Genomic DNA, 24,156 nt, shown 5'->3' with positions numbered 1-24,156 from the left:
CGCTTGCCGGCGACCCGTCTGCGGCACCGAGTCAGTCTTTCGCCAGGTCGCGGCGCCTCAGGCGCAGCAGGCCGGTGGCCACGGCGGTGCCGGCCAGGGTGATCGCCATACCGGCCAGGACCTGCAGGCTCAGCCGCTCGTCCAGCAGCAGGTAGCCCCACAGCAGGGCGCTGACCGGCACCAGGAAGGTCACCGTGGAGGTGGCGGTGGCGCCGGCGCTGGCGATCAATCCGAAGTAGAGCAGGAAGGCCAGGGTGGTGCTGAGCACCGCGAGCGCCAGGCCGTTGGCCCAGGCCAGGCCGCTGATCGGCTCGGCGGGCCACAGCAGCAGCCCCGGTACCAGCAGCACCAGCGCCGACATGGCCGAGCTGCCCGCCGCCAGCACCCGCACCGGCAGGTGGGCGAGGTGCATCCGGGCGTAGTTGCTGGCCACCCCGTAGCAGAAGGTGGCCCCCAGCACGGCGAGGATGAACCAGCCGTCGCCGCCCAGGGCGAAGTCCAGCCGGTCCACCGAGAGCACGTAGACGCCGAAGAACGCCAGGGCCAGGCCCAGGTACTGCTCCCGCCTCACCGGCGTGGCGAAGAACAGCGCCCCGAGCAGCGCCGTGAAGATCGGCGTGGTGGCATTGATCAGCGAGGTGAAGCCGGCCTCCAGCCGGGTGGTGGCCAGCGCCAGCAGCGAGAAGGGCAGCACGTGGTTGATCACGCCCAGCACGAAGAGCCCGCCCTTGTTGGCCCACACCAGCCTCAGGTAGTGCAGGCTGAGCAGCAGCGGCACCAGCAGCAGGGCGCCGATGCCCATGCGCACCAGGATCAGCGGCACGGGCCCGAACTCGGGCACCGCCACGCGCATGAAGATGAATGACAGGCCCCACAGCGAGGAGAGCAGCAGCAGGCGCAGGGTATCGGCGGGAGACATTCCGGTTCCTTGGAGGAGGGCATCGTTCGCAGGGAAACGATCAGGTTACGGCGGCCCGGGGACAATGGGAAGAGTTCGATGGGAAGAGTTTGATGGGAAGAGTGCGATGGGAAGGAGGCAATGGAAAGGGGCGTGGAGCGAGCCCTCATTCGCGGCATTGCAACATGAAGTTGACGCCCATCAAGGGCAGCGGTGGCAAACGCCTGCTATAGCTGTAGGGCACACTTCCGTCACCGCCAGGAGTCCGCCATGCCCGCCATGATGAAAGCCGCCGTCTTCGTCGAACCCGGCCGTATCGAGATCGACGACCGCCCGATCCCCGACATCGGCCCCGACGATGCCCTGATCCGGGTCACCACCACCACCATCTGCGGCACCGACGTGCATATCCTCAAGGGGGAGTACCCGGTGGAAAAGGGGCTCATCGTGGGCCACGAGCCGGTGGGGGTGGTCGAGAAGCTCGGCGCCAACGTCCAGGGCTACCGGGAGGGCCAGCGGGTGATCGCCGGGGCCATCTGCCCGAGCTTCACCTCCTACGCCTGCCAGGACGGCTGCAGCGCCCAGGATGGTGGCCACCACGCCCACGGCTACAAGCCCATGGGCGGCTGGCGCTTCGGCAACACCATCGACGGCGCCCAGGCCGAGTACCTGCGGGTGCCCGACGCCCAGGCCAACCTCTCGCCGGTGCCCGACGGCCTCACCGATGACCAGGTGCTGATGTGCCCGGACATCATGTCCACCGGCTTCGCCGGCGCCGAGTCCGCCAATATCAAGATCGGCGACAGCGTGGCGGTGTTCGCCCAGGGCCCCATCGGCCTGTGCGCCACCGCCGGTGCCCGGCTGCGCGGCGCGGGGCTGATCATCGCCGTGGACGGCATCGACGAGCGCCTTGAGATGGCCAGGAAGATGGGCGCCGACGTGACCCTCAACTTCCGGAAAGTAGACGTGGTCGCCGAGATTCTCAAGCTCACCGGCGGCCGCGGCGTGGATGCCTCCATCGAGGCGCTGGGGCTGCAGCAGACCTTCGAGCAGGCGCTGCGGGTGATCAAGCCTGGCGGCACCCTGTCGAGCCTGGGGGTCTACTCCGAGAGCCTGACCATTCCGCTGGACGCCTTCTCGGCGGGCCTCGGTGACCACCGCATCGTCACCTCGCTCTGCCCCGGCGGCAAGGAGCGCATGCGCCGGCTGATGCAGATCATCGACAGCGGCCGGCTGGACCTCGGCCCGATGGTCACCCACCGCTACCCGCTGGAGAAGATCGTCGACGCCTATGACCTCTTCTCCCACCAGCGCGACGGGGTGCTCAAGATCGCCCTGGAGGTGTCGTGAGTCCTTGTCCTGGCTCGAGTTCTGGTACAATCGCGCGATGATTGAGGTGGACGGAGACACGATGGATACGGAACTCAGCGAGTTCGAGCGGCAGATGCGCCGCGAGATCAATGCCTTCATGGACAACGCGCAGGAAACCCGGCGCAAGGCAGCGACCACGCCTCCCGAGTGGCCCAGGGAGGAGAAGGACACCGCCAGGGCGCCACGCAGCAAGGCGGCCGGTTCGCCCAGGACCGGCCACCGCGTCAAGCTGGCGGTGCGGACCAAGCCGCTGGAGATGGACACCGTCTTCGAGCACGTCTCCTCCAGCATCTCCAAGATCGAGGCGCAGCTCGAGGCCGAGAAGGCCGCCCGCAAGGCCGGCTACCCGATCATCGGCCATGTGATCGAGACCCAGCGACTGTAGCGCCTCCCGCCCGGGCCAGGTGTCAGGCCGCCCCCAGCCGAGGAGCCTCCCGTGAGGATCACCCAGCTCGCCATCTATCCGGTCAAGTCGCTGGGCGGCATCGCCCTCGATGACGCGCGCCTGACCGCCGAGGGCCTGGCCTGGGATCGCCGCTGGATGGTGGTCGACGATGTCGGCCGCTTCGTCACCCAGCGTCAGCTGCCGGCCATGGCGTGCATTCGCGTCTCCCTGGATCACGACGCCCTGGTGCTTGCCCACCCCGGGGTCGAGCCGCTGCGCGTGGCGCTTGCCGCCCGGCAGCAGGAGCGGCTTTCGGTTTACGTCTGGGAGGATCGCTGTGACGCCCTGGACGAAGGGGGTGAGGCCCGCGACTGGCTGGGGGTGGTGCTGGGGGAGCTGCGCGGCAGCCGCCTGCGCCTGGTGCGATTCGCCCCCGACCACCGTCGCCGGGTGGAGCCGCACTACCTGGCCCCGGGCGAGCAGGCCCACACCGGCTTCGCCGACGGCTACCCGCTGCTGGTGACCTCCACGGAATCGCTCGCCGAGCTCAACCGTCGGCTCGCCGCCAAGGGGGTGGCGCCCGTGCCCATGAGCCGCTTTCGCCCCAATATCGTGATCGAGGGTGTCGAGCCCTTCGCCGAGGATGGCTGGCAAGCGCTCGGCCCCACCGACGGCCGCTGGCGGCTGGGGCTGCGCAAGCCCTGCCAGCGCTGCAAGATCACCACCGTGGATCAGCAGAGCGGCGAGATACCGGTGCCCGGCGAGCCGCTGCGTACCCTGGTGGAGATGAACCCACGCCTCGCCCCCGGCGGCTACTTCGGCCAGAACGCCATCCTGCTGGCGGGAGAGGGCGAGACGCTCAGCGTGGGCGATGTGGTGGCGGCGAGCCCCGCCTGACCGGCCCCTGCATTCCTGGAACGATTTTTCATTAAAATCGCCCTGGGCTATGATGGCGGGTCCGATTCGTCCATCCCCCACCAGGAGCCTGCCATGAGCTTTCATGTCTATCTGTCCGGCGAGATCCACACCAACTGGCGCGAGGAGATCCAGCGCGGCGCCGAGGCCGCCGGGCTGGATGTGGTCTTCACCGCCCCGGTGACCGACCACGCCGCCAGCGATGCCGCCGGCGACCACCTGGGCGAGACGCCCAGCCAGTTCTGGCGCGACCACCAGTCCTCCAAGGTCAACGCCATCCGCACCCGCACCCTGATCGAGCAGAGCGACCTCGTGGTGGTGCGCTTCGGCGACCAGTACAAGCAGTGGAACGCGGCCTTCGATGCCGGCTACTGCGCGGCTCTGGGCAAGCCCTACGTGACGCTCCACGCCGCGGAGATCGTCCACCCCCTCAAGGAGGTCGACGCCGAGGCCCAGGCCTGGTGCACCACCACCGACCAGGTGGTGGAGATCCTGCGCTACGTGCTCAAGGCCTGATCGCAGGCGCTCCTCCGCGAAGCGCACGAAGACAACGCCGCCCCGGGCCAAGGCCCGGGGCGGCGTCATGTCGCGGGTGTGTCCCCGGGTCAGAGGGTCATGAAGGGCGAGGCCTCGCCGTCGCGGAACTGGTAGACGTCCCAGTCACCCTGCCTGGGGCCGGGCATGCCGGGGGTGCCGATGGGCATGCCGGCCAGGCCGATGCCGCGGGTGTCCGGGCGTTCCTCGAAGAGTTTCTCCACCGCCTCGAAGGGCACGTGACCCTCGATGGCGTAACCCCCCATCTGAATGGTGTGGCAGGACCCGAGGCCATAGGGCAAGCCGACGCGCTGCTTGATCTTGCCCACCTCGATATCGTCGACGATCTTCACCTCGACCCCGCGGGCCTCGAGCTGGCGGGCGTACTCGTCGCAGCAGCCGCATTCCGGGTTCTTGAACATGGTCGCCTTGTCGGGCAGGGCGGCGTGGGCGGTGCCGGCGCCCAGCAGCAGGGCGGCGGAGAGCAGCAGAGTGGAGCCGAAGCGATTCATGGGCGGGCCTCCGGAAGGTCGCGGGACGTGGGGCGGGAGGTGAACAGGTACTTGGCGAGGGCGGCGATGCCGAGGCCGAGCAGCAGCATCATGGCGAGGGGCATGACCCAGCCCAGGGGGCCCATCAGAGCGGCACATTGCGTCATCATGGTCCTGTCTCCTCTCAGTGGTTTACCCAGGTCACGCCGTTGGGACCCTGGCCGGTGTCATAGCGGCTGATCACGGTCCCGGCCTCCAGGTCGATGACCGACAGGCTGTCGTCATAGAGGCTGGTCACGAAGGCGAAGCGCCCGGAATCATCGACGCTAACACCGTGGGCACCGGCACCGACCTCATGGGTGGCCACCACCGCCAGGCTGTCGAGAGCGATGACCGAGACCCGGTTATCGGGCTCGTCCTCAGTGCCCTCATTGGCCACCAGCATGTAGCGTCCATCCGGGGTGGCGTGTACCTGGATCGGCAGCCGGCCCACCTCGATGCGCTCGACGACCTCGCGGCGGTTGGTGTCGATGACGGCCACGCGGTTCTCGTCCCGTAATGAGACGAAGACCCGGGTGCCATCCGGGGTGAAGCCCACTTGCACGGGAGCCTGGCCGACCGGCAGGCGAGCGACCTCTTCCCGCGCTTCGACATCGATGATTGATACGCTGCCATCCAGGACGTTGGCCACATAGAGCTCCTGGCCATCGGGACTCAGACGCAGTCCGTGGGGATACTCACCGGTGGCGATGGTCGCCACGCTCTCCTTTGCCTCCAGGTCCACGACCGAGACGCTGTTGTCCCCCGCATTGGTGACGAAGGCGAATCGGCCTTCCCGGTCACTGACCACATGGGCCGGGTGGCTGCCCACGTCGATGCTGGCCAGGGGAGCGCCGCTCGGGTCATGGGAGGGGTAGAGCTTGAGCTTGCCGGGGGCATCACCGTGGGCATGGCCGCCGTCATGGCCATGGCCGTGGTCGTCGGCTGCCGGCTCCCCCACGGCCATCAGGTAGCGGCCGGAATCGCTGATCTGAACGTTGTGGGGCGCGATGGCCATGGCGTGGGTGCTGGTCCCGCCGCTCGATAGGTTGATGTGGGTGAGAGAGGCACCACGCTCGTTGGCGGTAACCACCGTGCCCGCCGGTACCGCGTCGGCGAGTGTCGGCATAGTGGAGAGGGCTAGCCCGGCGGCCATGAGCCAGCCGAGGAGCCGGTGGTTGCCGGTGAGCGTCAATGAGGAAGGCAGGAATGCCTGGCGCGCCGTTGCGGCCGATGAAAAACGGATAGACATGATGTACTCCTGAGGAACGTAACCATAATGCGAGCGGTGTCGCAGCGAACGGTGTCGCGGTCCGACGGCCGGGCCGTCTTCGTTCGATCAGGCTCTGGGAGGGCGCCGCGGGGGCAGGGGGCGGTGGGTGATCACGGCCAGCGCCGGGGCGAGGGCCGGGAAGTGAGGGGCAGCCGTGGCCAGGTCGATGGAGGGCGGCAGCGCGGCGCAGCTGGCGCAGCGGTGCTCGTCCGGGGTATCAGCGTCGAGCAGCTGTACCTGCGCGACGAGGCCGCAATCGGCCTGGTGGCTCTCCATGGCGCCATGGCTCGACAGCGCGGTCACCGCCAGCAGCAGCGCGAGGAGCAGTGCCAGCAGGCGGCCTCCTGTGCGCTGTGTTGCTGATGTCCGAATGAGCCGGTGCATGAGGAACTCCCTTGAGTCAGGCCTTCAGCTTGCCTCTTGGTGGCTCGAGCTGCATTGATCCAAGGCAACTTCCCGGGCGAATCGCGAAGCGGGAACGAGGACGCGGGTCATTCATCGTTTCGGTGGCTGTGGCGGTGCATGAACAGGTGCAGGCCGAGACAGAGCCCCATCGGCAGCAGCAGCCAGGTGCCGGTGCCGAAGGGGTTGCCGCGCCACAGCACGATCAGCATGGCCACCCCCATCAGCACCAGGCAGGCGGTCATCATTGCGTGGTGCAGGCGGTTCATGTCTTCTCTCCTTGCGGGTTGGCGCGGGTGAAGCCCCGCTTGAGCAGCAGCGAGTTGCCGATCACCGAGAGCGAGCTGGCGGTCATGGCGATCACGCCGATCATCGGGTGCAGCAGGCCCACGGCGGCGATGGGAATGGCGGCCACGTTGTAGGCACTGGCCCAGATCAGGTTTTGAACGATCTTGCCGAAGGTGGCGCGCGAGAGGTGCATGGCCTCCACCACCCCGGTCAGCTCGCCGCGCACCAGGGTCACGTCGGCGGCCTCGATGGCCACGTCCGCCCCGGCGCCGATGGCGATGCCCACGTTGGCCTGCTTCAGCGCCGCGGCGTCGTTGATGCCGTCCCCCACCATGGCCACGTGGTTGCCGTGCTTCGCCTGCAGGGCGCGAATGGCGTCGACCTTGCCCTCCGGCAGCACCCCGGCCTGGACCTCATCGATGCCGACCTCCTCGGCCACGGCCCGGGCGGCACGCTCGTTGTCGCCGGTGATCATCACCACGTGCAGGCCCAGCGCATGCATGCCGCGGATGGCCTCGACCGACTCCTCCTTGAGGGTATCGGCCACGGCCACCAGGCCCAGGGCCTGGCCGTCGGCGGCCACGATCACCACGGTGCGCCCCTTCGCTTCGAGCTTGCCCATGGCGTCATCCAGGGCCTCGAGGCCGGCCACGCCTTCCTCCTCGAGCAGCCGGCGATTGCCGATCAGCACGCTCGCGTCGCCCACCCGGCCCGCGACGCCGCGGGCACCGGTGGAGCGGAACTCGCTGACCTCGCCGGGCTCGACGCCGCGGGTCCGGGCGCCCTCGACAATGGCCCGGGCGATGGGGTGCTCCGAGGCGTTCTCCACGCTCGCCGCCAGGGTCAGCAGGCGCGACTCCTCGACGCCCTCGGCGGCCACCACCTCGGTCAGCGTCGGTTCGCCGCGGGTGATGGTGCCGGTCTTGTCCAGCACCATCACCTTGACGTCCTTGAAGGTCTGGATCGCCTCGCCGGAGCGGATCAGGATGCCGCGCTCGGCACCGATGCCGGAGCCCACCATCAGCGCCGTGGGCGTTGCCAGGCCCAGCGCGCAGGGGCAGGCGATGACCAGCACCGCCACGGCGGCCAGGATCGCCAGCACCGGGGTGGCGGCCTCGGGGTTGACCCAGGGCAGGAAGGTCGCGCCCCAGTCGAGGATCGGGCGCAGGGCGTCCGGAATGAGCAGCCACACCACCAGGCTGGCCAGGGCGATCAGGATCACCGCCGGCACGAAGCGGCCGGTCATGCGGTCGGCGAACTCCTGGATCGGCACCCGGGAGCCCTGGGCCTGGTCGATCAGGCGCACCACCTGGGCGAGGAAGGTGTCGCCGCCGACCCGGGTCGCCTTGACCCGCAGGCGCCCCTCCTTGTTGATGGTGGCGCCGATCACGCTGTCGCCGGGGCTCTTGTAGACCGGGATCGATTCGCCGGTGGCGATGGACTCGTCGAGGTGGCTCTCGCCCTCGACCACCTCGCCGTCGGTGGGGACCTTGTCGCCGGGGCGCACGATCATGATGTCGCCGGGCGCCAGCTCCTTGACCGGCACCTCGACCTCCTCACCGTTGCGCTCCACCCGGGCCGTCTTGGCGCCCAGGGTCAGCAGGCGGCGAATGGCCTGGGAGGCGCGCCCCTTGGCCAGGGCCTCCAGGTAACGCCCCAGCAGGTGGAAGGTCATGATGGTGGCGCCCATCTCGATGAACGAGGTCATGGGGGTAATGAAGCCGACCAGGCCGATCAGGTAGGGCGGCAGGCTGCCCATGGAGATCAGCACGTCCATGTTGAAGGTGCCGTTCTTCAGCGAGCGCCAGCTCGAGCGGTGCGTGGCGGCGCCGCCGTAGAGAAAGATCACCGGGAAGGCCAGCAGGGCGACGATGGCCAGGTAGCCCGGGATCGGCTGCCAGAACATGTGCGGCATCATCAACAGCATGATCAGGGTGGCGGGTATGCCGGCGATGATCAGGCGCTTGCGCGCCTGGGCGAGGTAGGCCTCCTCGATCTCGGCGTCGCTGTCGGCATCCTCCGCCTCGTCGGCCTGCACGGCGGCCACCTCATAGCCGGCCCCTTCCACGGCGCGCTTGAGCGCATCGCCATCGGGGCCATCGGCGGCAATACTCACAGAGACGCGATGGCTGGCGATATTGGTGTCGATTGATTCGATACCCTCGAGCCGCTCCAGGGTACTGCGGATGATGCCGGCGCAGTGGTCCGAGCCCATGCCGGGAACGGTCAGGCGGACCTGTTGCATGCCGGTACCACCACTGACGGCGGCCACGTCATAGCCGGCGCCTTCGACGGCTTCCTTCAAGGTGTCGCCGTCGGGCCCGCCTGCTTCGATGGTCACGCTGACATGGTGGTTGGCGATATTGGTCTGGATCTCGCCCACGCCATCGAGGCGTTCGAGCGTCTTGCGCACGATGCCGGCGCAGTGGTCCGAGCCCATGCCGGGCACCGTCAGGCGAATCTGCTGCTGGCCACCACCGCTGACGGCGGCCACGTCATAGCCGGCACCCTCGACGGCTCCCTTCAGGGTGTTGCCGTCGGGTCCGCCTTCCTCGACCGTCACGCTGACATGATGGTTGGCGATATTGGTCTGGATCTCGCTCACGCCATCGAGGCGCTCGAGGGTCTTGCGCACGATGCCGGCGCAGTGATCGCTGCCCATGCCGGGTACCGTCAGGGTGATCGTTCTGGACCTGGTGTCACTCATCACGTGCCTCCTGCAGCTGTCGCCTAGTGGACGGCCAGGGTTGGCCGTCCTTGATGTTGCGTACTCAGTGACTCCGCCGATCAGTGATGGGCATCGTGGTCCTCGGGATCCACGTCGGCGGGCGCCGCCTGGCGGAGCTGCTCGCGCTGCTCATCGGTCATGAGGTCGTGCATGGCGTTACGCATGCGCACCATCTCGGCCATCATCTCGCCGTGCAACTCGGCCATGCGGCCGTGGAGTTCTTGCACCTGCTCAGGGTCCGGACGTTCGCCGTGCATCTCGGCCATCAGGTCGTCGCGCAGGTTCATCAGGCGCCCCTTGCGCTCGAACTGGGCCGGGCGGTGCTCCTGCATCAGTTCGCGCATCTGGCTGCGCTGATCGGAGTCGAGCATCGACATCATGCCCATGCCCTCGCCCATCATCGGGCAGGGCATCATGCCGCCGCCCATCATGCCTCCCATCATGCCGGGGCCCATGCCGCCCTGGCCGCCGCCGCCCATCATGCCCCCCATCATGCCGGGGCCCATGCCGCCCTGGCCGCCACCGCCCATCATTCCTCCCATCATGCCGCTTCCCTGACCGGGTCGAGAGTCCGGCATGCCCTGGGCGAGGGCGATCCCAGAACCACTGGCACCGATGGCCAGCGCGAGCCCGAGGGCGAGAGTCTGCTTGCGAAGTTTCATGATCGTTCTCCTTGCTGCTGATTGGTCCCGTCGAGGGCCAATGCTCACAGTATTCCGGCTATGTGCGGCACAGAGGTCAATGCCGTGCGACTACGACTGGGTGTCAGGGAAACCAGCCAGGACTCAGGACCGGAAGCGCTGTGTCAGCAGGTAGAGGGGAACGGTGTGGGGAGAGGCGGGCCCAGGAAGGGGGTGGCCAAGTGCCGAGGTGAGGTGCACGGATGGCCCGGCGACGGAGGCGATCAGGGCCGACGGGTCGGGAGTGGCATCCGGCGACTCGCTGCGGGGCAGCACGCCCGAGGCGGGGCGCCAGGCGTGGTCATGGTGGCAGTGGGGCAAGTCGGGCGCTGTGCTGAGCCAGGCCTCCGACGCGGCCTCGCCGAAGGCGAGCTCGAGGCCCGGCACCGGTGGGTCGCCCTGATGGGCAGGCTCCGCCGTCTGGGCCCTGGCCATCAGGGCGACCAGCACCAGCGCCAGGATGAGCACGGCACCGAGCCAGAGGGGGAGTCCTCCCTGGCGGGATGCTGCGCTCTGCCCGGGCGCCTGAGGCTGCATGACGGTGTCTCGCTTGTCGGTGTCGTGTAGCCCTTACCCTAGTCCAGCAGCGCCAGCTGTCCATTGATTCACGTCAAAGAATCTCCGATGGTAAACCTGTGGGCAGGGCCCAGGTTGCGGGGGCCTCGAGGCCGTGAAATACTCGCGCCTCCATTGGCTCACAAGGCCGTTTATCCCTACATGCGTCGACTCTCCTCCCACTGGCTTCTCAGCCTGCTGATGGCCCTGGTGCTGGCCATGGCGCCGCCCGTTGCCGCGGGCGGTCACCATGGGGATGCCGCCTGCCTGGAGAGTCAGCTCATGGAGCATTCGGCCATGCAGGGGGCGGCGGCCTGGGACCTCTCGGCAACCGCCGACCCCAGCGAGCCGGATGCCTCCCTGGCCTCTCCCTGCTGCATCCCCTGTGCCCAGTGCGGTGCCAGCATGGCCCGGCTGATCATCGAGGCGGTGGCATCCCCGCATCCCCTGTCCGGGCCCGGCCTGGGCCATCCTGCGGGCCCTCCCGACCCCTTCGAGCGTCCTCCTCGTCATTGAACCTCCGCTTCCCTGATGCACCGTGGGCGACTGCCCCGCGGTGAGCGTGTTCATGTCACGAGGATCACTTGATGAAACGTCGCGAATTTCTGGGCTACTCGGCGCTGGGCGCCCTGCTGCTGTCCACGGCCGGCACCATGGGCTATGCCTTCTCTCGCCAACATCCCCACTCCGCGCCGCCCTCCGGGCTCGCTCCGACGCCGCCGGGCGGGCAGCCCCTCCAGCCCCTGCCGCGCATTGCCAACCTGAGCGAGACGGCCGGTCGCTTTCGCAGCGCGCTGACGCCGGCCCCCCATGCGGTGTCGCTCGGCGACGAGTTCGAGGCCCGGCTGTGGCTCTACAACGGCAAGGTGGCGCCGCTGATCGAGGTGCGCGAGGGGGATGAGCTGGACATCACCCTGATCAACGAGCTGGAGCAGGAGACCACCCTGCACTGGCACGGCGTGCCGGTGCCCCAGGCCCAGGATGGTGCCCCCTGGGACGCGGTGGCGCCGGGCGAGTCCCGCCAGTACCGCTATACCTTCCCCGCCGGCAGCGCGGGCCTGCACTGGTTCCATCCCCATCCCCACGAGGGCACCGCCCGTCAGGTGGCCCACGGCCTGGCGGGGGCGCTGCTGGTGCGCCCGCCCCAGGATCTGCTGCCCCTGGAGGTGGAGGAGCACCTGCTGGTGGTCAGCGACCTGCGCCTGATGGCGAACGGTGAGGTGGCGCCGCATACCGCCGAGGACTGGATGAACGGCCGCGAGGGGGAGCTGCTGCTGGTCAACGGCCAGCGCGAGCCGCGCCTGGACGTGGCGCCGGGCACCACCCTGCGCCTGCGGCTGATCAATGCCTGCGCCGGGCGCTACCTGCGTCTGCGCCTGGACCAGCACGAACTCACCCTGATCGGTACCGATGGCGGCCTGATCGAGCGGCCGCAGCCGCTGGAGGAGCTGCTGCTCACCCCGGGCGAGCGCGCCGACCTGCTGGTGCGGGTGAGCGAGCAGGCCGAGGGGCGCTTCCAGCTGGCCAGCCATCCCTACGAGCGCGGCTGGATGGGCGAGAGGCCACCCCACCTGGAACAGGTCGCGCCGCTGCTGGCGATCCATACTCTCAATTCGGGCGTACACCCCGCCGTCGCACTGCCCGAGCGGCTGGGGCGCGTCGAGCCCCTGGGCGAGCCGGCGGTGCAGCGTCGGGTGGAGCTGACCGAGGTGATGCCGGGCCATGACGACCACGGCGCGGGCCACGGTGACCCCCATGCCGGCCATGGAGCAGGTCACGGTGCAGGCCACGGTGACCCCCATGCCGCCCACGGCGGCGGCAGCGGCAGCGGCAGCCATCATGGCACCCATGGTCCTGGCGCCGGTCACGGGGCCGGCCAGGCTGGCGACGCCCGCCCGGAGGTAGATTTCCTGATCAACGGCCGCGCCTTCGCCATGGACGAGGTCCTCTTCGAGGGCAGGGCCGGCGAGGTGGAGGAGTGGGAGGTCTTCAACAACTCCCATATGGACCACCCCTTCCATGTGCATGGCACCCACTTCCAGGTGGTCGCCACCCGCGATGGCGACGGCGAGTGGCGCGAGGCGCCCTGGCTGGCCTGGAAGGACACCGTCAACCTGGCGCCCTACCAGCGGCTGAAGCTTCGCATGGTGTTCCGCGAGCCCGGCGACTGGCTGTTCCACTGCCACATCATCGAGCACGAGGAGCTGGGGATGATGGCGACGATCCGCGTGAGCTGAGGCCGCCCCTGTTGCCGAGGCGCCCCGGGGGGCCTTGCCACCCCGGGGTCGCCAGAGAGGAGAACGAGATGCTGCAATATCCCAATATCGATCCGGTGGCCATCAGCCTCGGGCCGTTCGCGATTCACTGGTACGGCCTGATGTACGTGGTCGGCTTCGTCGCCGCCTGGTGGCTGGGGCGTCTGCGCGCGCATCGCCTGGGCCTGACCCACGACGACATCGGCGACCTGATCTTCTACAGCGCCGTTGGCGTGGTGCTCGGCGGCCGCCTGGGCTATGCGCTCTTCTACGGCAGCGAGCAGTGGCTCGCCGACCCGCTGTGGCTGCTGCGACTCTGGGAGGGGGGCATGAGCTTCCACGGCGGCCTGATCGGGGTGCTGGTGGCGGCCTGGCTGTTCGCGCGCAAGAAGCGGATCGGCTTCCTGTCGCTGACCGACTTCATCGCGCCGCTGGTGCCGATCGGCCTGGGGGCGGGGCGGATCGGCAACTTCATCAATCACGAGCTTCCGGGCCGGGTCAGTGAGCTGCCCTGGGCGATGCCCTTCCCGCATATGGGGCCTGAGCCGCGCCACCCCACGGCGCTCTACGAGTTCGCCCTGGAGGGGGTGGTGATGTTCGCGGTGCTCTGGTGGCTCTCCCGCGAGCCGCGCCGCACCGGGCTGATCTCCGGGCTCTTCCTGCTGCTCTATGGTGTCTTCCGCTTCGCCGTTGAGTTCGTGCGCCTGCCCGATCCGCATATCGGTTTCATCGCCTTCGGCTGGGTGACCATGGGCATGGCGCTGACCCTGCCGATGATGGTGGCAGGCGCGGCGCTGATCGGCTGGTCGCGGCGTCAGCCGGCGGTGGAAGCCGCTTCCCGATGAGAGACATCAGGCACTCCAGTGACAAATCTCAACACTCTTGCTGCTTATGACCGGGGTGCTCCCCATTACACTACGGACACGATAATGATCCCGAGGCCTTGCAGCCGCGGATGCCTTGACGAGGTGATATAGATGGCAATATCGAGATACCAGCCGGGCCGGCGGGGCGAGCCCCGAACGTGGTCGGCCCTTGCTATGAGCGGGCTGCTTGCCGGCATGCTGGCGTTGAGCGGTGCCGTTCAGGCCGAGGAAGAACGCGAGTGGCCTCGCGGCCACTACCCGCTGCCCGAGGAGGGCAACGTGATCGGCGAGTCCTACACCGTGACCGTGGACGATCACGAGGACACCCTGATCGACATCGCGCGCCGCCATAACCTGGGCTACGAGGAGATCGTGCGTGCCAATCCGGACGTCAGTATCTGGATTCCCGGCGAGGGGACCGAGGTGAAGATTCCGGGGCAGTTCATCCTGCCCGAGGCGGAGCGTACCGGGGTGGTGATCAATATCGCCGAGCTGCGTCTCTACTATTTCCCCGAGGCGCGCAATGGCGAGACGCCGCGGGTCGAGACCTACCCGATCGGCATCGGTCGCGAAGGGTACGACACCCCACTGGGGGTCACCAAGACCACCATGCGGCTGGAAGACCCGGCCTGGTATCCGCCGCGCTCCATCCGTGAGGAGGCCGCCGAGCGCGGCGACCCGCCGCCGGCCGTGGTGCCGCCGGGTCCGGATAATCCCCTGGGGCGTCACGCCATCCTGCTCGATATCCCGGGCTATCTGATTCATGGCACCAATGATCCCGACGGTATCGGCATGCGCGCCAGCCGCGGCTGTATCCGTATGTTCCCCGAGGACGTCGAGTCGGTCTTCCATAACGTGCCGGTGGGCACCCGGGTGAATATCATCGACCAGCCCATCAAGGTGGGCTGGCAGGAGGGCCAGCCGCTGGTGCAGGTCTTCGAGCCCCTGGAGGAGCAGGAGCACGGCATGTCGGCGCTCATCGACACCATCTCCCGCCTCAACGCGGGCAACGCCAACGGCGTGGCCTTCGACTACGAGCAGCTGCGTCGTCTGCTCGACGAGCCCAGTGGGCAGGTGGTGGCCCTCGAGCCGCCGCCCGCGCCGGAGCCCGAGGAAGCGCCGGCGCTCAACGGCCTCTTCGAGGAGCTGGCGCTCAGCGACGACTGACGCGAGCCAGGTTCACGGAACGGGCGCCCTCGGGCGCCCGTTCTCGTCAGTGGCGGTGGCCGCCGGCCTCGTCATCCGCTTCGCCGGCGGCCAGGACGTGGCGGATGTAGAGCACCACGGCCCAGGTCTCCTCCTCTCCGAGCTTGCCGGCAAAGCGTGGCATGGCGCTCTCGGGGTTGCCCGCCTTCACCAGCCAGGCGTATTCCCCGGCCGCGTGACCGGCCCCATGCTGGGCGAGGTCGGTGGGTACTGGCACGAAGCCGGCCACGCCGGCGGCGACACCGTCCCCGCGTCCCCTCTCGCCATGACAGGCGGCGCAGTAGCGCTGATAGACCTGCTGCCCGAAAGCCAGGTTGTCGGCGCTGGGCACCAGGGGGCTTTCCCTATCGAGCCACTCCTGCGGGGCCTGGCGGCCATGATCGCCATGGGCATGGTCGCCGTGGCCATGGGCATGGTCGCCATGGTCGTTGGCAGGGGCCGGTGCGTGGGCGTGGTCGCCGTGGTCGCCGTGGTCGCTGGCAGGGGCCGGCGCATGGGCGTGTGCGCCGTGATGCGGGGCGGATGCCTGGCTCTCTTTGCTGTCGTCATGGGCATGAAGGGGGCCGGCGAGGGCCAAGGCGGCAAGCAGGATGAGGGGCAGGTGGCGCAGGGGGCGCAGGGGGCGCTTGGGCGAGACGAAGGCTGACATGGAGAATCTCCTGATATCCGTGAGGGATGAGCCGTCATGGCGGCTCGAGCAAGGCAGCGGAATCAGGTGGTTCTGGGAGGACGTTCGAGGCGGTCGCAGGGAGCCGGGAGGTGCCGCAGCTCGGGCGGCGGCGGGCAGGTGGCCCCGGCGGGGGAGTTCGCCAGGCTGAAGCGGCCGGCGGTGCCGCTCAGGCAGTGGCCGGCGGCCAGGCACTCGGTGCCGTGAGCCTCGTCCGGACAGTCGGCAAGCCGTTCCGCCGGTGCGCTGGCCGAGGGGGCATGGACCGCGTGCGCATGACTCGGGGTCGCGACGGCCGACGGGTCGGGCGGGGCCTGGGCGGTCGTCCCCGGCGGCCCGGCCAGCAGCTGCCCGCTTGCCGAGAAGGCAAGCAGCAGGCAGAAGCCGAGCAGCAGGGCGAGACGTCGCATGGGAAGACCGTGAGCCAGGGTGATGCCGGGATCATCTCTCGGGGCGGTGGCCGCGGCAAGGCGTCGGGACGCCTCGGCGGGTATCAATCGGCGTCGACTTGACCCCGGTCAGGCAGCGTCTCCACCAGCTCCAGGGCGACGCAGAGCCGGACCAGCTCGGCGAGGCTCGACGCTCCCAGCGCCTTCATGGCGCGCAGTCGATAGACCTCCACGGTCTTGGCGCTAATGGCGAGGTGTTCGGCGACTTCGCGACTGGTCATCCCCTCGGCGACGTGGACCAGGATCTGCCGCTCCTTGGGGCGTAGTCCCGCATAGCGCGCCTGGAGATCGTCGAGTCGGGCGCGCTGCTGGCGCCTTCGCTGGTGGGCCAGCAGGGCCCGCTGGACGGTGTCGATCAGCTGCTGGTGGTTGAAGGGCTTCTCGATGAAGTCCAGGGCCCCGGCCTTGAGCGCCGCCACGGCCATGGGCACGTCGCCGTGGCCGGTCATGAAGATCACGGGGGGGGCGTCGCTGCGTTCGTTCAGGCGCTGCTGAACCTGCAGGCCGGAGAATCCCGGCATGCGAACGTCGAGCAGTACCGTATCGAAGGCGGAGGGCTCGGCGAGCAGGAAGGCCTCGCCGTCGGCGAAGGGGCGGCTGGCGAGCCCCACGGAGTCGAGCAGCCAGGCGAGCGATTCGCGCAGGGCGTCGTCGTCGTCGACGATGGCGATGCAGGCGTTGGGGTGGTCGGTCACGGATGCCTCGTGGAAACCATGGCAGAGGGTTCGGCCAGCAGTGTAGCGGCAAAGGTGGCGCCACCGGAACCGTCGGCCGGGAGCAGGCGCAGGCTGCCGCCCATGGCCTCCATCAGCGAGTGGCTGATGGCGAGCCCCATGCCGAGGCCTCCGGGCGCCCGGAGTGGAAGGGGGCGAAGATGCGCTCGGCCTCCTCGGCGGGCACACCGGGCCCCTGGTCGCTGACGGTCAGGGTGACCTCGCGTCGGCCGCTCTGGCGAGCGCGCAGGCGGACCCGCTCGGCGCCGGGATGCTCCCGGCTCGCCTCCAGGGCGTTGAGCAGCAGGTTGACCAGCACCTGCTCCAGGGCCACCGGGTCCACCACCACCCGGGGCAGCGCCTCAGGCAGGTCGTGCTCCAGGGCGATGCCGGCCTGCTGGAACTGCCATTCGCAGAGCCGGCAGGCCGCATCCACCACGGCGAGCAGCTCCTGGGGGCGGGGGCGGGTCTGGCCCTTGCGCACGAAGGTGCGGATATGGCGCAGGCGCTCGGCCAGGCGGTCTACCTGGTCGCGAATCCGCTCAAGGGGCAGGCGCAGGGCCTCGGCGGGCTGGTCGGGGGCGGCGTCGAGCTTGAACAGGGCGCCGCTGGCGTAGTTGGCGATGGCGCCCAGGGGCTGGTTGAGCTCGTGGGCGATATTGGAGGCCAGCTCGCCGGTGGTGGCCAGACGGTTGGCGTGGGCGATCTGCTCCTGGTGACGGCGGGCCTGGGCCTCGGCGGCCTTGCGCAGGCGGATGTCGCGGTTGAGCAGCGAGACATGGCCCGGCTCGCTGCCGGGCTCCCGGTGGGCGGTGACCACGCTGAGCACCGGCACCGGCCCCTCCTGGCCGCGCATCTCCAGCTCACCGCTCCAGGAGCCGTAGCGGGCCACCGCGGGCAGCACCAGGTCGCGCAGCTCGCCCAGGGAGCCGGCGGTATAGGCGTCGGCCAGGCGGGCGCTGGCCTCACTGCGTGGCAGCCCCAGCAGGCGGCGGGCGGCCTCGTTGGCGTCGAAGAGGCGCTCGTCGTCATCCATGAAGAGCACATAGTCGGTGGTGGACTCCACCACCCGGGCCAGGCGCTCGCGGTTGGCCTCGGCCTGGATGCGTCGGCCCACGTCCCGGGAGACGCAGAGGATGTCCAGAAGCTCGCCGGTGGCGGGGTCGCGGCGGGTGCGGCTGGTGGTCTCGAACCAGACGTAGTGGCCGCCCCTGGCCCGGAAGCGGTAGGTCTGCTGGTAGAAGCCGTCGTGGTAGTAGACCCGCGGCGACTTGTTGAGCAGGTCGGCCAGGTCCGCCGGGTGGAAGAGATCGTAGGCGGAGACCCCGATCAGCTCCTCGGGGGCGTAGCCGAGCAGGTCCCGGGCGGCCTCGGAGGCGTAGAGGAAGGTGCCGTCCCGGGCGTGGCGGCTGATCAGATCGGTGGAGCTCTCGGCCAGCCAGCGGTAGTGGTCCCGCTCCCGCCTGAGCTCGCGGTTCTTCGCCTCCAGGGCCGCCAGGCGCCGCTGCATATCGTCGCTTTTCATCAGCGCGCCGGATCCACCAGGCCGCCCAGGGAGGCGTTGCGCCGGAACCAGCCGGCGATGCTGGCCCGAGGCCGCCGGGTGGGCAGCACCTCGTGGGGGACGCTATCGGAGAGAAAGCAGGCGAAGTTGCCCGCCTCCGGCCGCACCCGGGCGACCTCGCGTTCGGGGGCGTCCGGGGCGAAGAGCGCCATCTCGCCGCCGCCGTCGGCGGGCCAGTCCGGGTTGAGATAGCCCACGGTGGAGACCACCCGGTTGGCGCGGCCGCGGAAGCTGTCCAGGTGCTTGCGGTAGAAGGCGCCGGGGGGATAGTGGGCGAAGTGCGCCTCGTACTCGAAGAGCCCCAGGAAGAGCGCCTGGTTGAGCGCCCGCTGGAGCTCGCCCATGGCCTCCAGGTAGCGGCGCTGGGCGAGGCTCTCGCGGTCGAGCCAGTGGATGGCGTCCCCGCGGATATCGCGGCGCAGCCGGTGCTCCTGGCCGCGGCCGATACCGGCGGCCTCCAGGGCGTCCTGGCCGGCGAGGGTCGCAAGCTCCGCGTGGAGCTGGGCGCAGAGCTCGGCATCGAGCACGCCCAGGCCCAGGTACCAGCCCTGCTCTACCAGGGCGTCGATCAGCTCCGGCAGGGCGCCGGGGGCCAGGGCGGGGGGGAGGGTGTTCAGCGTCGTTATCTCCGAGTGGGCGAATAGGCTCAGGGGCTCGCCTGCTGCTGGATGCGCAGCAGGCGTTCGGGAAAGTAGCAGAGTCGCCCCGGCGGCTCCCGGGTCAGGCTGATCGGGCGGCCGAACCCCTCGGCCAGCAGCTCCACCAGCATCATGGCCGAGAGCCCCCAGATCACCTGGCCGTCGACGTGGTAGTTGGGCACATAGTGCAGCACCCCGTCGTGGGGAATGACGTCGGTATGGTGGCGGCGATCCTCCAGGAACAGCGCAAGCGGCACCTCGAAGAGCAGGTCAAGCTCGGTGGGATCGGGTGCCAGGGGCAGGTCCGGTGGAATCACGCCGACCCAGGGCGTCACGCGCAGGCCGTGCAGGGAGATCACGTCGGAGAGCCGGCCGAGGAGCTCTACCCTGTCACGGGGCAGGGCGATCTCCTCCTCGGACTCGCGCAGGGCAGTGGTCAGCAGATCCGGGTCCTGGGGCTCGCGCTTGCCGCCGGGAAAGGCGACCTGTCCGCCGTGGGTGTTGAGGTGATCGGCGCGCCGGGTGAACAGCAGGGTCGGCTCGGGGCGGTCGACGATGGGCAGCAGCACCGCCGCCTCGGGGAGGCGCAGCGCGGTGCGGCGGGGGCGGTGCGCTTGCAGGCGTTCGCGAAGTTTCTCTAACATGGAGTTTCCACCGGGTTTGGTTCCTTCTACCCGGCCGCCTTCCGCGGCGTCAAGCCCGTCAGCCTGCCTGGGAGCCCCATGAACTTCTGCAGCCACTGCGGCCACACCGTCCGTTTCGCCATCCCCGAGGGTGACGACCGTCCGCGCTTCCTGTGCGACGAGTGCGGCACCATCCACTACCAGAACCCGCGCATCGTGGCCGGCACCCTGCCGGTCAGCGGCACCCGGGTGCTGCTCTGCCGCCGCGCCATCGCACCGCGCCGGGGCTACTGGACCCTGCCGGCGGGCTTCATGGAGAACGCCGAGACGACCGGCGAGGCCGCCGCCCGGGAGACCCGGGAGGAGGCCTGTGCCGAGGTGGCGCTGCAGGGGCTCTACGCCATGATCAACCTGCCGCACATCAACCAGGTCTACATGATGTTCCGTGCCGACCTGGTGGGCGGCTTCGCCGCCGGCCCGGAGAGCCTGGAGGTGGCGCTGTTCGAGGAGCACGAGATCCCCTGGGAGGAGCTCGCCTTCCCCACCATCGAGCGCACCCTGCGCCACTTCTTCAAGGATCGTGACGGCGGCCACTACCCGCTGCATGTCAGCGATATCACCCCCGAGGATCGCGAGCGCTACTTCGGTTCGGCCTGATTGGGTGACCGTCGAGTGCTACTCGACGCTCTCCAGCCGCCAGACGTCGAAGGCCGGCTCCTCGTAGGGGTGGGCGGCCCTGAGTGCCGCCACCGCCTGGCGGATCAGGTGATCCTCGCAGACCAGTTCCACCTTGAGCTCCTCGACCCGCTCCAGATCGCCCACGCGGCCGATATGCGGATTGGCGCCGGCCAGGGGGCGGAACTGCCCGGTGCCCCGGGTCTGGAAGCAGCACGCCTCGTAGTCGCCGATGCGGCCGGCGCCGGTGGCGAAGACCGCCTCCTTGACCGCTTCGGCGCTCTCCACGGGCACGAAGAAAGCCAGCTTGTACATGATTCAGGCTCCTGTAAAAAATTCTGTCGGCGGTGAACTTCTTGTTCAGCACGTGTACAAATAAGTTGTCGCGTACAAGGGCGACCCCCCTGACGACCCGCCCCCTGGGCATTTATTCGAGGAGCAAGACCCATGACTAGCTTCAAGGCAGCAACCCGCTGGATGGGAGTCGGCGTGGCCGGCCTGATGATGGCCGGTGCGGTGCAGGCCGGCAGCCATGATCACGACCATCCGGATATCGTCGACACCGCCGTGGCGGCGGGGCAGTTCGAGACCCTGGTGGCCGCCGTCGAGGCCGCAGGCCTGGTCGATACCCTGAAGGGGAGGGCCCCTTCACCGTCTTCGCTCCTACCGACGAGGCCTTTGCCGCCCTGCCGGAAGGTACCCTGGACGAGCTGCTGATGCCCGAGAACCTGGAGACCCTGCAGGCGATCCTCACCTATCACGTGGTGGCGGGCAAGGTGATGGCCGCGGACGCCATGGGTCTGGAGAGCGCCGAGACGGTGCAGGGCCAGGAGATCACCATCACCACCCAGGATGGCAGCGTGATGATCAACGACGCGACCGTCATCCAGGCCGATATCGAGGCCAGCAACGGCGTGATCCATGTGATCGACGGCGTCCTGCTGCCGGAGTGATCACCCGACGCTTCCTCCCTGCTGTACCAGTCCCTTGCTCTTGCCGCCCCGCCCCGGGCGGCTTTTTTGTGGAGGGCCCGGGCCGCTGGGGGGCGCCGCTCTCGTCGCGGTTGCGGATGAAGGCGTGGGCGGCGTCGCGCAGCCTGACCGCCTCGCGCCAGTCGTCGCCGGTCGGGCGGAGCGCCTCGCCGAGGCAGACCCGAACCCGGCCGGGTCGGGGCAGCCACTCCCTGCCGCGCAGCACCGCCCGGGTACCCGTCAGGGCCACCGGGACCACCGGCACCCCGGCGTGAGCCGCGATGACGAAGGCCCCCATATGAAAGTCACCGAGGCCGGCTTGCGCATGGAAGGTGCCCTCGGGAAAGAAGGCCAGGGAGTCACCGCCCTCCAGGGCGGCCATGACCCGCTGCGAGTCCCGGTTGGCCTGGCGAGGATCGAAGCGCTCCACGAACAGCACGCCCAGGCGCGTCAGCACCAGGCGGGGCAGCAGGCGCTGCCGGAGCTCGGCCTTGGCCAGGTAGCGAAACCCCCGGGGCAGCGCGGCGGTGAGGGCGAGGGCATCCAGGTAGCTGGCGTGGTTGGCCACCAGCACGCAGGGCGCCCGGCGGGGCAGGTGCTGGAGGCCCTGTCGTGCGAGGCGGATACCGGCAAGCCCGGCGGCCAGGCGGGCCAGGTGATGGGCCACCGCCCAGCGCCAGCCGAGCCGCGGCAGGGGCAGCGCCAGCAGGCACAGCAGGACGCCGCCGAGGCCGAAGATCCCCCAGGCGTAGCCGGCGTAGAGGCGCTCGCCGAGCCAGATGAGGCGGTGTCGCATCCGCTGCACGCCCGCCTTCGCGGCCAGGCGGAGCGCCTGACGCCAGACGGGGGCGCCCTCCTGGCCGAGACGACCGCTGCGGAAGCGTTCGGCGGTGGCCGCCCGGCGAATCTTGCCGCTGGAGGTCTTCAGCACGCTGTGGGGGGCACCAGCCGAACGGTATCGGCCGGGACATTGGCGATATCGACGGTGACTTCGCGGATCGCCTGGGCCAGCGCCTCGCGCTGTGCCGGGTCCGTCAGGCGGGTCTCCGCCGCTACCACCAGCTCCTCGACGCCGCTTGCGGGGTCGAGATGGCCGAAAACCGCCACGCAGCCCTGCCGCACCCCTTCCAGGCGGCCGATGGCTTCCTCCAGGTCGTAGGGGTAGAGGTTGCGCCCGCCTCGCACCAGCACGTCCTTGACCCGGCCGCTGATATGCAGGTCGCCGTCGACCAGATAGCCGCGGTCGCCGGTGCGCAGCCAGGCGCCATGGAAGAGCTTGCCGGTGGCCGCCGGGTTGTCGAAATAGCCCGCCGTGGCGGAGGGGCCGCGAAACTCGATGTCGCCCTCGTGTCGCTCCGGCAGCTCCCTGCCGTCGGGGTCGAGGATGCGTACCGCGTAGCCCGGCAGCGGCGGTCCGCAGTTGACGAAGGTCTGGGCCGTGTCGCTCTCCTGACTCGCCGCGACCGGCCGCGCCTCCTGCCGCGTCATGAAGGTCTCGCGATCGACCCGGTCGAGCACCAGGCCGCGGCCCGGCGAGGCGAGGCACAGGCCCACCGCGGATTCGGCGAGGCCGTACACCGGCATCAGGGCGTCCGGCCGCAGCCCGAAGTCGGCGAGGTTCTCGGCGAAGCGCTGCATGGTGCCTGGGCTGACCGGCTCGGCGCCGTTGAAGGCGACCCGCCAGCTGCTCAGGTCGAGTCCTTCCAGACGGCGGGCATCCAGGGTGCGCAGGCAGAGCTCATAGCCGAAGTTGGGGGCGCCGGAGAGGGTGGCCCGGTGGCGGTGGATCAGCTCGAGCCAGCGCTGGGGGCGGGAGAGGAAGGCGAGGGGCGACATCACCACCAGCGGAACGGCGTGGTAGAGGCTGCCCAGCCAGGCGCCGATCAGGCCCATGTCGTGGTAGAGCGGCAGCCAGCTGACGAAGACGTCCCGGGAGGTCACCTCCAGCCGTTCGCCCATGGCGCGGATGTTGGCCAGCAGCTGGCCATGGGTCAACGTGACCCCCTTGGGGTCCCCGGTGCTGCCCGAGGTGTACTGCAGCAGCCCCAGGCTATCGGCGTCGAGGGGCTCGGCGTCTCCGCTGTCGGCCTCATCGTCGCTGCCGAGCTCCTCGCCGAGCTCCTCGCCGAGCTCTGCCACCGTGACGATGCTGGCCAGCCGCGGTGCCTCGGCCCGCAGCAGGCTCGCTACCCGGCGGGCCTCGGGCAGGGTGATCAGCACCCTGGCGCCGGCGTTGCTCAGGATGCCGCCGTGGCGCCGCAGGTGCTCCGCCAGCTGGGCCGGCCGCGCCGGCGGATAGATGGGAACCGGTACCGCGGCGGCGCGCAGGATGCCGATGAAAGCGGTGAAGTAGTCGGGCTCGGTGGGCAGCATCAGGGCGACCCGCTCGCCGGGGGAGACCCCGCGGCGGCGCAGCGCCGCGGCGATGGCCCGGGCGCCGTCATCGAGCTCGGCATAGCTCAGGGTCTGCGCCTCGTCGTCGCCGGTGTAGATATGCAGATGGGGGCGCTCCGGGTGGCGAGCCAGGTGCCAGTCCAGCGCCGCATTGAGGGTGTCGGCGGTATCCGGCGTGCCCGCTACCGCGGCGAGGTCCGCTGCGGGCTCGGGCGAGGCCGAGGGCGTCGGCGGCGCGCCGCCGCGGGCCTCCATCAGAAGCGTCAGCAGCTCGCCCGGGGTGTCGGCCATCAGCCCGCTCTCGGGCAGCCGGGTGTCGAAGGCGTCCTCGAGGCGCAGCAGCAGTTCGGAGCGCGCCATGCTGTCGAGGCCCAGGTCGCGGTCCAGGCGGGCGTCGAGGGTCGCACGGCGGTGGTCATGCCGCCGGGGCCGCGTCTCCTGAACCAGGGTGTCGATCACCTCCAGCAGGCGCTGTTGGGTCGCATCGGCGTTGCCGGTGTGAGGGGGCTCGTCGGGTCGGACCATGGGGTACCTCGCGGCTGGCCAGCCTGTTCCCCGGCATCTGTCGGGCCTGTG

Annotated in this window: 30 protein-coding genes; 11 read left to right on the top strand and 19 right to left on the bottom strand. The window is 69.6% G+C overall.

The window, feature by feature from the left end:
• Positions 1-31: 31 nt before the first annotated feature.
• Positions 32-919: a DMT family transporter gene (locus NHL60_RS13495; RefSeq protein WP_253444290.1), complete on the bottom strand. Its 888-nt coding sequence runs from the start codon at positions 917-919 to the stop codon at positions 32-34.
• A 249-nt stretch (positions 920-1,168) separates the two neighbouring features.
• Here NHL60_RS13495 and NHL60_RS13490 point away from each other — a divergent pair, with 249 nt between their 5' ends.
• From NHL60_RS13490 to NHL60_RS13475, 4 genes are all read left to right on the top strand, one after another.
• Positions 1,169-2,248: an NAD(P)-dependent alcohol dehydrogenase gene (locus tag NHL60_RS13490; RefSeq protein WP_253444287.1), complete on the top strand. Its 1,080-nt coding sequence runs from the start codon at positions 1,169-1,171 to the stop codon at positions 2,246-2,248.
• A 61-nt stretch (positions 2,249-2,309) separates the two neighbouring features.
• Positions 2,310-2,654, top strand: coding sequence for a hypothetical protein (locus NHL60_RS13485; protein ID WP_253444285.1), 345 nt, complete (start codon positions 2,310-2,312; stop codon positions 2,652-2,654).
• Between the two features lie 51 nt (positions 2,655-2,705).
• Positions 2,706-3,551, top strand: a complete 846-nt coding sequence (locus NHL60_RS13480; RefSeq protein ID WP_253444282.1) for an MOSC domain-containing protein — start codon at positions 2,706-2,708, stop codon at positions 3,549-3,551.
• A 93-nt stretch (positions 3,552-3,644) separates the two neighbouring features.
• A complete protein-coding gene (locus tag NHL60_RS13475) occupies positions 3,645-4,085 on the top strand; it encodes a YtoQ family protein (protein WP_253444279.1) in 441 nt (146 codons plus the stop codon).
• An 89-nt stretch (positions 4,086-4,174) separates the two neighbouring features.
• Here NHL60_RS13475 and NHL60_RS13470 read toward each other — a convergent pair whose 3' ends face one another.
• The 8 genes from NHL60_RS13470 to NHL60_RS13435 all read right to left on the bottom strand — a co-directional run bounded on the left by NHL60_RS13470 (position 4,175) and on the right by NHL60_RS13435 (position 10,541).
• Entirely contained in the window at positions 4,175-4,615 is a 441-nt protein-coding gene (locus NHL60_RS13470; RefSeq protein ID WP_253444276.1) for a DUF411 domain-containing protein, read from the bottom strand.
• Complete coding sequence (locus NHL60_RS13465) at positions 4,612-4,764, bottom strand: hypothetical protein (protein WP_253444274.1); 153 nt, start codon at positions 4,762-4,764, stop codon at positions 4,612-4,614. Before NHL60_RS13465 ends, NHL60_RS13470 begins: the two co-directional genes overlap by 4 nt.
• A 14-nt stretch (positions 4,765-4,778) precedes the next feature.
• The gene (locus tag NHL60_RS13460; RefSeq protein WP_253444271.1) at positions 4,779-5,885 is read right to left on the bottom strand and encodes a YncE family protein; all 1,107 of its coding nucleotides are present in this window, start codon (positions 5,883-5,885) and stop codon (positions 4,779-4,781) included.
• A gap of 87 nt (positions 5,886-5,972) precedes the next feature.
• The gene (locus NHL60_RS13455) at positions 5,973-6,290 is read right to left on the bottom strand and encodes a hypothetical protein (RefSeq protein WP_253444268.1); all 318 of its coding nucleotides are present in this window, start codon (positions 6,288-6,290) and stop codon (positions 5,973-5,975) included.
• A gap of 107 nt (positions 6,291-6,397) precedes the next feature.
• Positions 6,398-6,577 carry a hypothetical protein gene (locus NHL60_RS13450; RefSeq protein ID WP_253444264.1) on the bottom strand — a complete coding sequence of 60 codons (180 nt, stop codon included), beginning with the start codon at positions 6,575-6,577 and terminating at the stop codon, positions 6,398-6,400.
• A complete protein-coding gene (locus tag NHL60_RS13445) occupies positions 6,574-9,303 on the bottom strand; it encodes a heavy metal translocating P-type ATPase (RefSeq protein WP_253444261.1) in 2,730 nt (909 codons plus the stop codon). The genes NHL60_RS13450 and NHL60_RS13445 overlap by 4 nt, the downstream gene beginning before the upstream one ends.
• An 80-nt stretch (positions 9,304-9,383) precedes the next feature.
• Entirely contained in the window at positions 9,384-9,986 is a 603-nt protein-coding gene (locus tag NHL60_RS13440) for a Spy/CpxP family protein refolding chaperone (RefSeq protein WP_253444259.1), read from the bottom strand.
• 123 nt (positions 9,987-10,109) lie between these two features.
• A complete protein-coding gene (locus NHL60_RS13435) occupies positions 10,110-10,541 on the bottom strand; it encodes a hypothetical protein (protein ID WP_253444256.1) in 432 nt (143 codons plus the stop codon).
• Between the two features lie 180 nt (positions 10,542-10,721).
• On the opposite strand from NHL60_RS13435, the gene NHL60_RS13430 reads away from it, so the two are divergent.
• The 4 genes from NHL60_RS13430 (at position 10,722) to NHL60_RS13415 (ending at position 14,847) form a co-directional block, all read left to right on the top strand.
• Complete coding sequence (locus NHL60_RS13430) at positions 10,722-11,075, top strand: hypothetical protein (protein WP_253444253.1); 354 nt, start codon at positions 10,722-10,724, stop codon at positions 11,073-11,075.
• Positions 11,076-11,146: 71 nt separating this feature from the next.
• A complete protein-coding gene (locus NHL60_RS13425; RefSeq protein WP_253444251.1) occupies positions 11,147-12,796 on the top strand; it encodes a multicopper oxidase family protein in 1,650 nt (549 codons plus the stop codon).
• A 68-nt stretch (positions 12,797-12,864) separates the two neighbouring features.
• Entirely contained in the window at positions 12,865-13,659 is a 795-nt protein-coding gene (lgt, locus tag NHL60_RS13420; RefSeq protein WP_253444248.1) for a prolipoprotein diacylglyceryl transferase, read from the top strand.
• Positions 13,660-13,854: 195 nt separating this feature from the next.
• Entirely contained in the window at positions 13,855-14,847 is a 993-nt protein-coding gene (locus tag NHL60_RS13415) for a L,D-transpeptidase family protein (RefSeq protein WP_253444245.1), read from the top strand.
• A 46-nt stretch (positions 14,848-14,893) separates the two neighbouring features.
• On the opposite strand, the gene NHL60_RS13410 is transcribed toward NHL60_RS13415, so the two are convergent.
• From NHL60_RS13410 to NHL60_RS13380, 7 genes are all read right to left on the bottom strand, one after another.
• Positions 14,894-15,535, bottom strand: a complete 642-nt coding sequence (locus NHL60_RS13410; RefSeq protein WP_253444242.1) for a c-type cytochrome — start codon at positions 15,533-15,535, stop codon at positions 14,894-14,896.
• A 62-nt stretch (positions 15,536-15,597) separates the two neighbouring features.
• The gene (locus NHL60_RS13405; protein WP_253444239.1) at positions 15,598-15,963 is read right to left on the bottom strand and encodes a hypothetical protein; all 366 of its coding nucleotides are present in this window, start codon (positions 15,961-15,963) and stop codon (positions 15,598-15,600) included.
• Positions 15,964-16,046: 83 nt separating this feature from the next.
• Positions 16,047-16,697, bottom strand: a complete 651-nt coding sequence (locus NHL60_RS13400) for a response regulator transcription factor (protein WP_253444236.1) — start codon at positions 16,695-16,697, stop codon at positions 16,047-16,049.
• Positions 16,694-16,837 carry a hypothetical protein gene (locus NHL60_RS13395; RefSeq protein WP_253444233.1) on the bottom strand — a complete coding sequence of 48 codons (144 nt, stop codon included), beginning with the start codon at positions 16,835-16,837 and terminating at the stop codon, positions 16,694-16,696. Before NHL60_RS13395 ends, NHL60_RS13400 begins: the two co-directional genes overlap by 4 nt.
• Complete coding sequence (locus NHL60_RS13390; RefSeq protein WP_253444230.1) at positions 16,810-18,240, bottom strand: PAS domain S-box protein; 1,431 nt, start codon at positions 18,238-18,240, stop codon at positions 16,810-16,812. The genes NHL60_RS13395 and NHL60_RS13390 overlap by 28 nt, the downstream gene beginning before the upstream one ends.
• The gene (locus tag NHL60_RS13385) at positions 18,240-18,905 is read right to left on the bottom strand and encodes a 2OG-Fe(II) oxygenase (RefSeq protein ID WP_253452199.1); all 666 of its coding nucleotides are present in this window, start codon (positions 18,903-18,905) and stop codon (positions 18,240-18,242) included. The genes NHL60_RS13390 and NHL60_RS13385 overlap by 1 nt, the downstream gene beginning before the upstream one ends.
• Positions 18,906-18,925: 20 nt before the next feature.
• Entirely contained in the window at positions 18,926-19,561 is a 636-nt protein-coding gene (locus NHL60_RS13380; RefSeq protein WP_253444227.1) for a CoA pyrophosphatase, read from the bottom strand.
• 78 nt (positions 19,562-19,639) lie between these two features.
• On the opposite strand from NHL60_RS13380, the gene NHL60_RS13375 reads away from it, so the two are divergent.
• The gene (locus NHL60_RS13375) at positions 19,640-20,197 is read left to right on the top strand and encodes an NUDIX hydrolase (protein ID WP_253444224.1); all 558 of its coding nucleotides are present in this window, start codon (positions 19,640-19,642) and stop codon (positions 20,195-20,197) included.
• An 18-nt stretch (positions 20,198-20,215) separates the two neighbouring features.
• On the opposite strand, the gene NHL60_RS13370 is transcribed toward NHL60_RS13375, so the two are convergent.
• Positions 20,216-20,530 (bottom strand): YqfO family protein, encoded by a 315-nt coding sequence (locus tag NHL60_RS13370; RefSeq protein WP_253444221.1) that lies wholly within the window; start codon positions 20,528-20,530, stop codon positions 20,216-20,218.
• 132 nt (positions 20,531-20,662) lie between these two features.
• On the opposite strand from NHL60_RS13370, the gene NHL60_RS13365 reads away from it, so the two are divergent.
• Together NHL60_RS13365 and NHL60_RS13360 are read left to right on the top strand one after the other, a co-directional pair.
• Positions 20,663-20,932, top strand: a complete 270-nt coding sequence (locus NHL60_RS13365; protein ID WP_253444219.1) for a hypothetical protein — start codon at positions 20,663-20,665, stop codon at positions 20,930-20,932.
• A complete protein-coding gene (locus NHL60_RS13360) occupies positions 20,902-21,168 on the top strand; it encodes a fasciclin domain-containing protein (protein ID WP_253452196.1) in 267 nt (88 codons plus the stop codon). Before NHL60_RS13365 ends, NHL60_RS13360 begins: the two co-directional genes overlap by 31 nt.
• On the opposite strand, the gene NHL60_RS13355 is transcribed toward NHL60_RS13360, so the two are convergent.
• On the bottom strand, positions 21,098-22,117 hold the full coding sequence (locus NHL60_RS13355; protein ID WP_253444216.1) for a 1-acyl-sn-glycerol-3-phosphate acyltransferase: 1,020 nt from the start codon (positions 22,115-22,117) through the stop codon (positions 21,098-21,100). The genes NHL60_RS13360 and NHL60_RS13355 overlap by 71 nt on opposite strands.
• Positions 22,111-24,105, bottom strand: coding sequence for an AMP-binding protein (locus tag NHL60_RS13350; RefSeq protein WP_253444213.1), 1,995 nt, complete (start codon positions 24,103-24,105; stop codon positions 22,111-22,113). Before NHL60_RS13350 ends, NHL60_RS13355 begins: the two co-directional genes overlap by 7 nt.
• Between the last annotated feature and the right edge of the window lie 51 nt (positions 24,106-24,156).

Origin of the sequence: Halomonas sp. Y3, from assembly GCF_024137965.1 — a bacterium.
GTDB lineage: Bacteria > Pseudomonadota > Gammaproteobacteria > Pseudomonadales > Halomonadaceae > Halomonas > Halomonas mongoliensis.
Note: the sequence above shows the minus strand (reverse complement) of the source record. Positions and strands in the feature narration are given on the sequence as shown.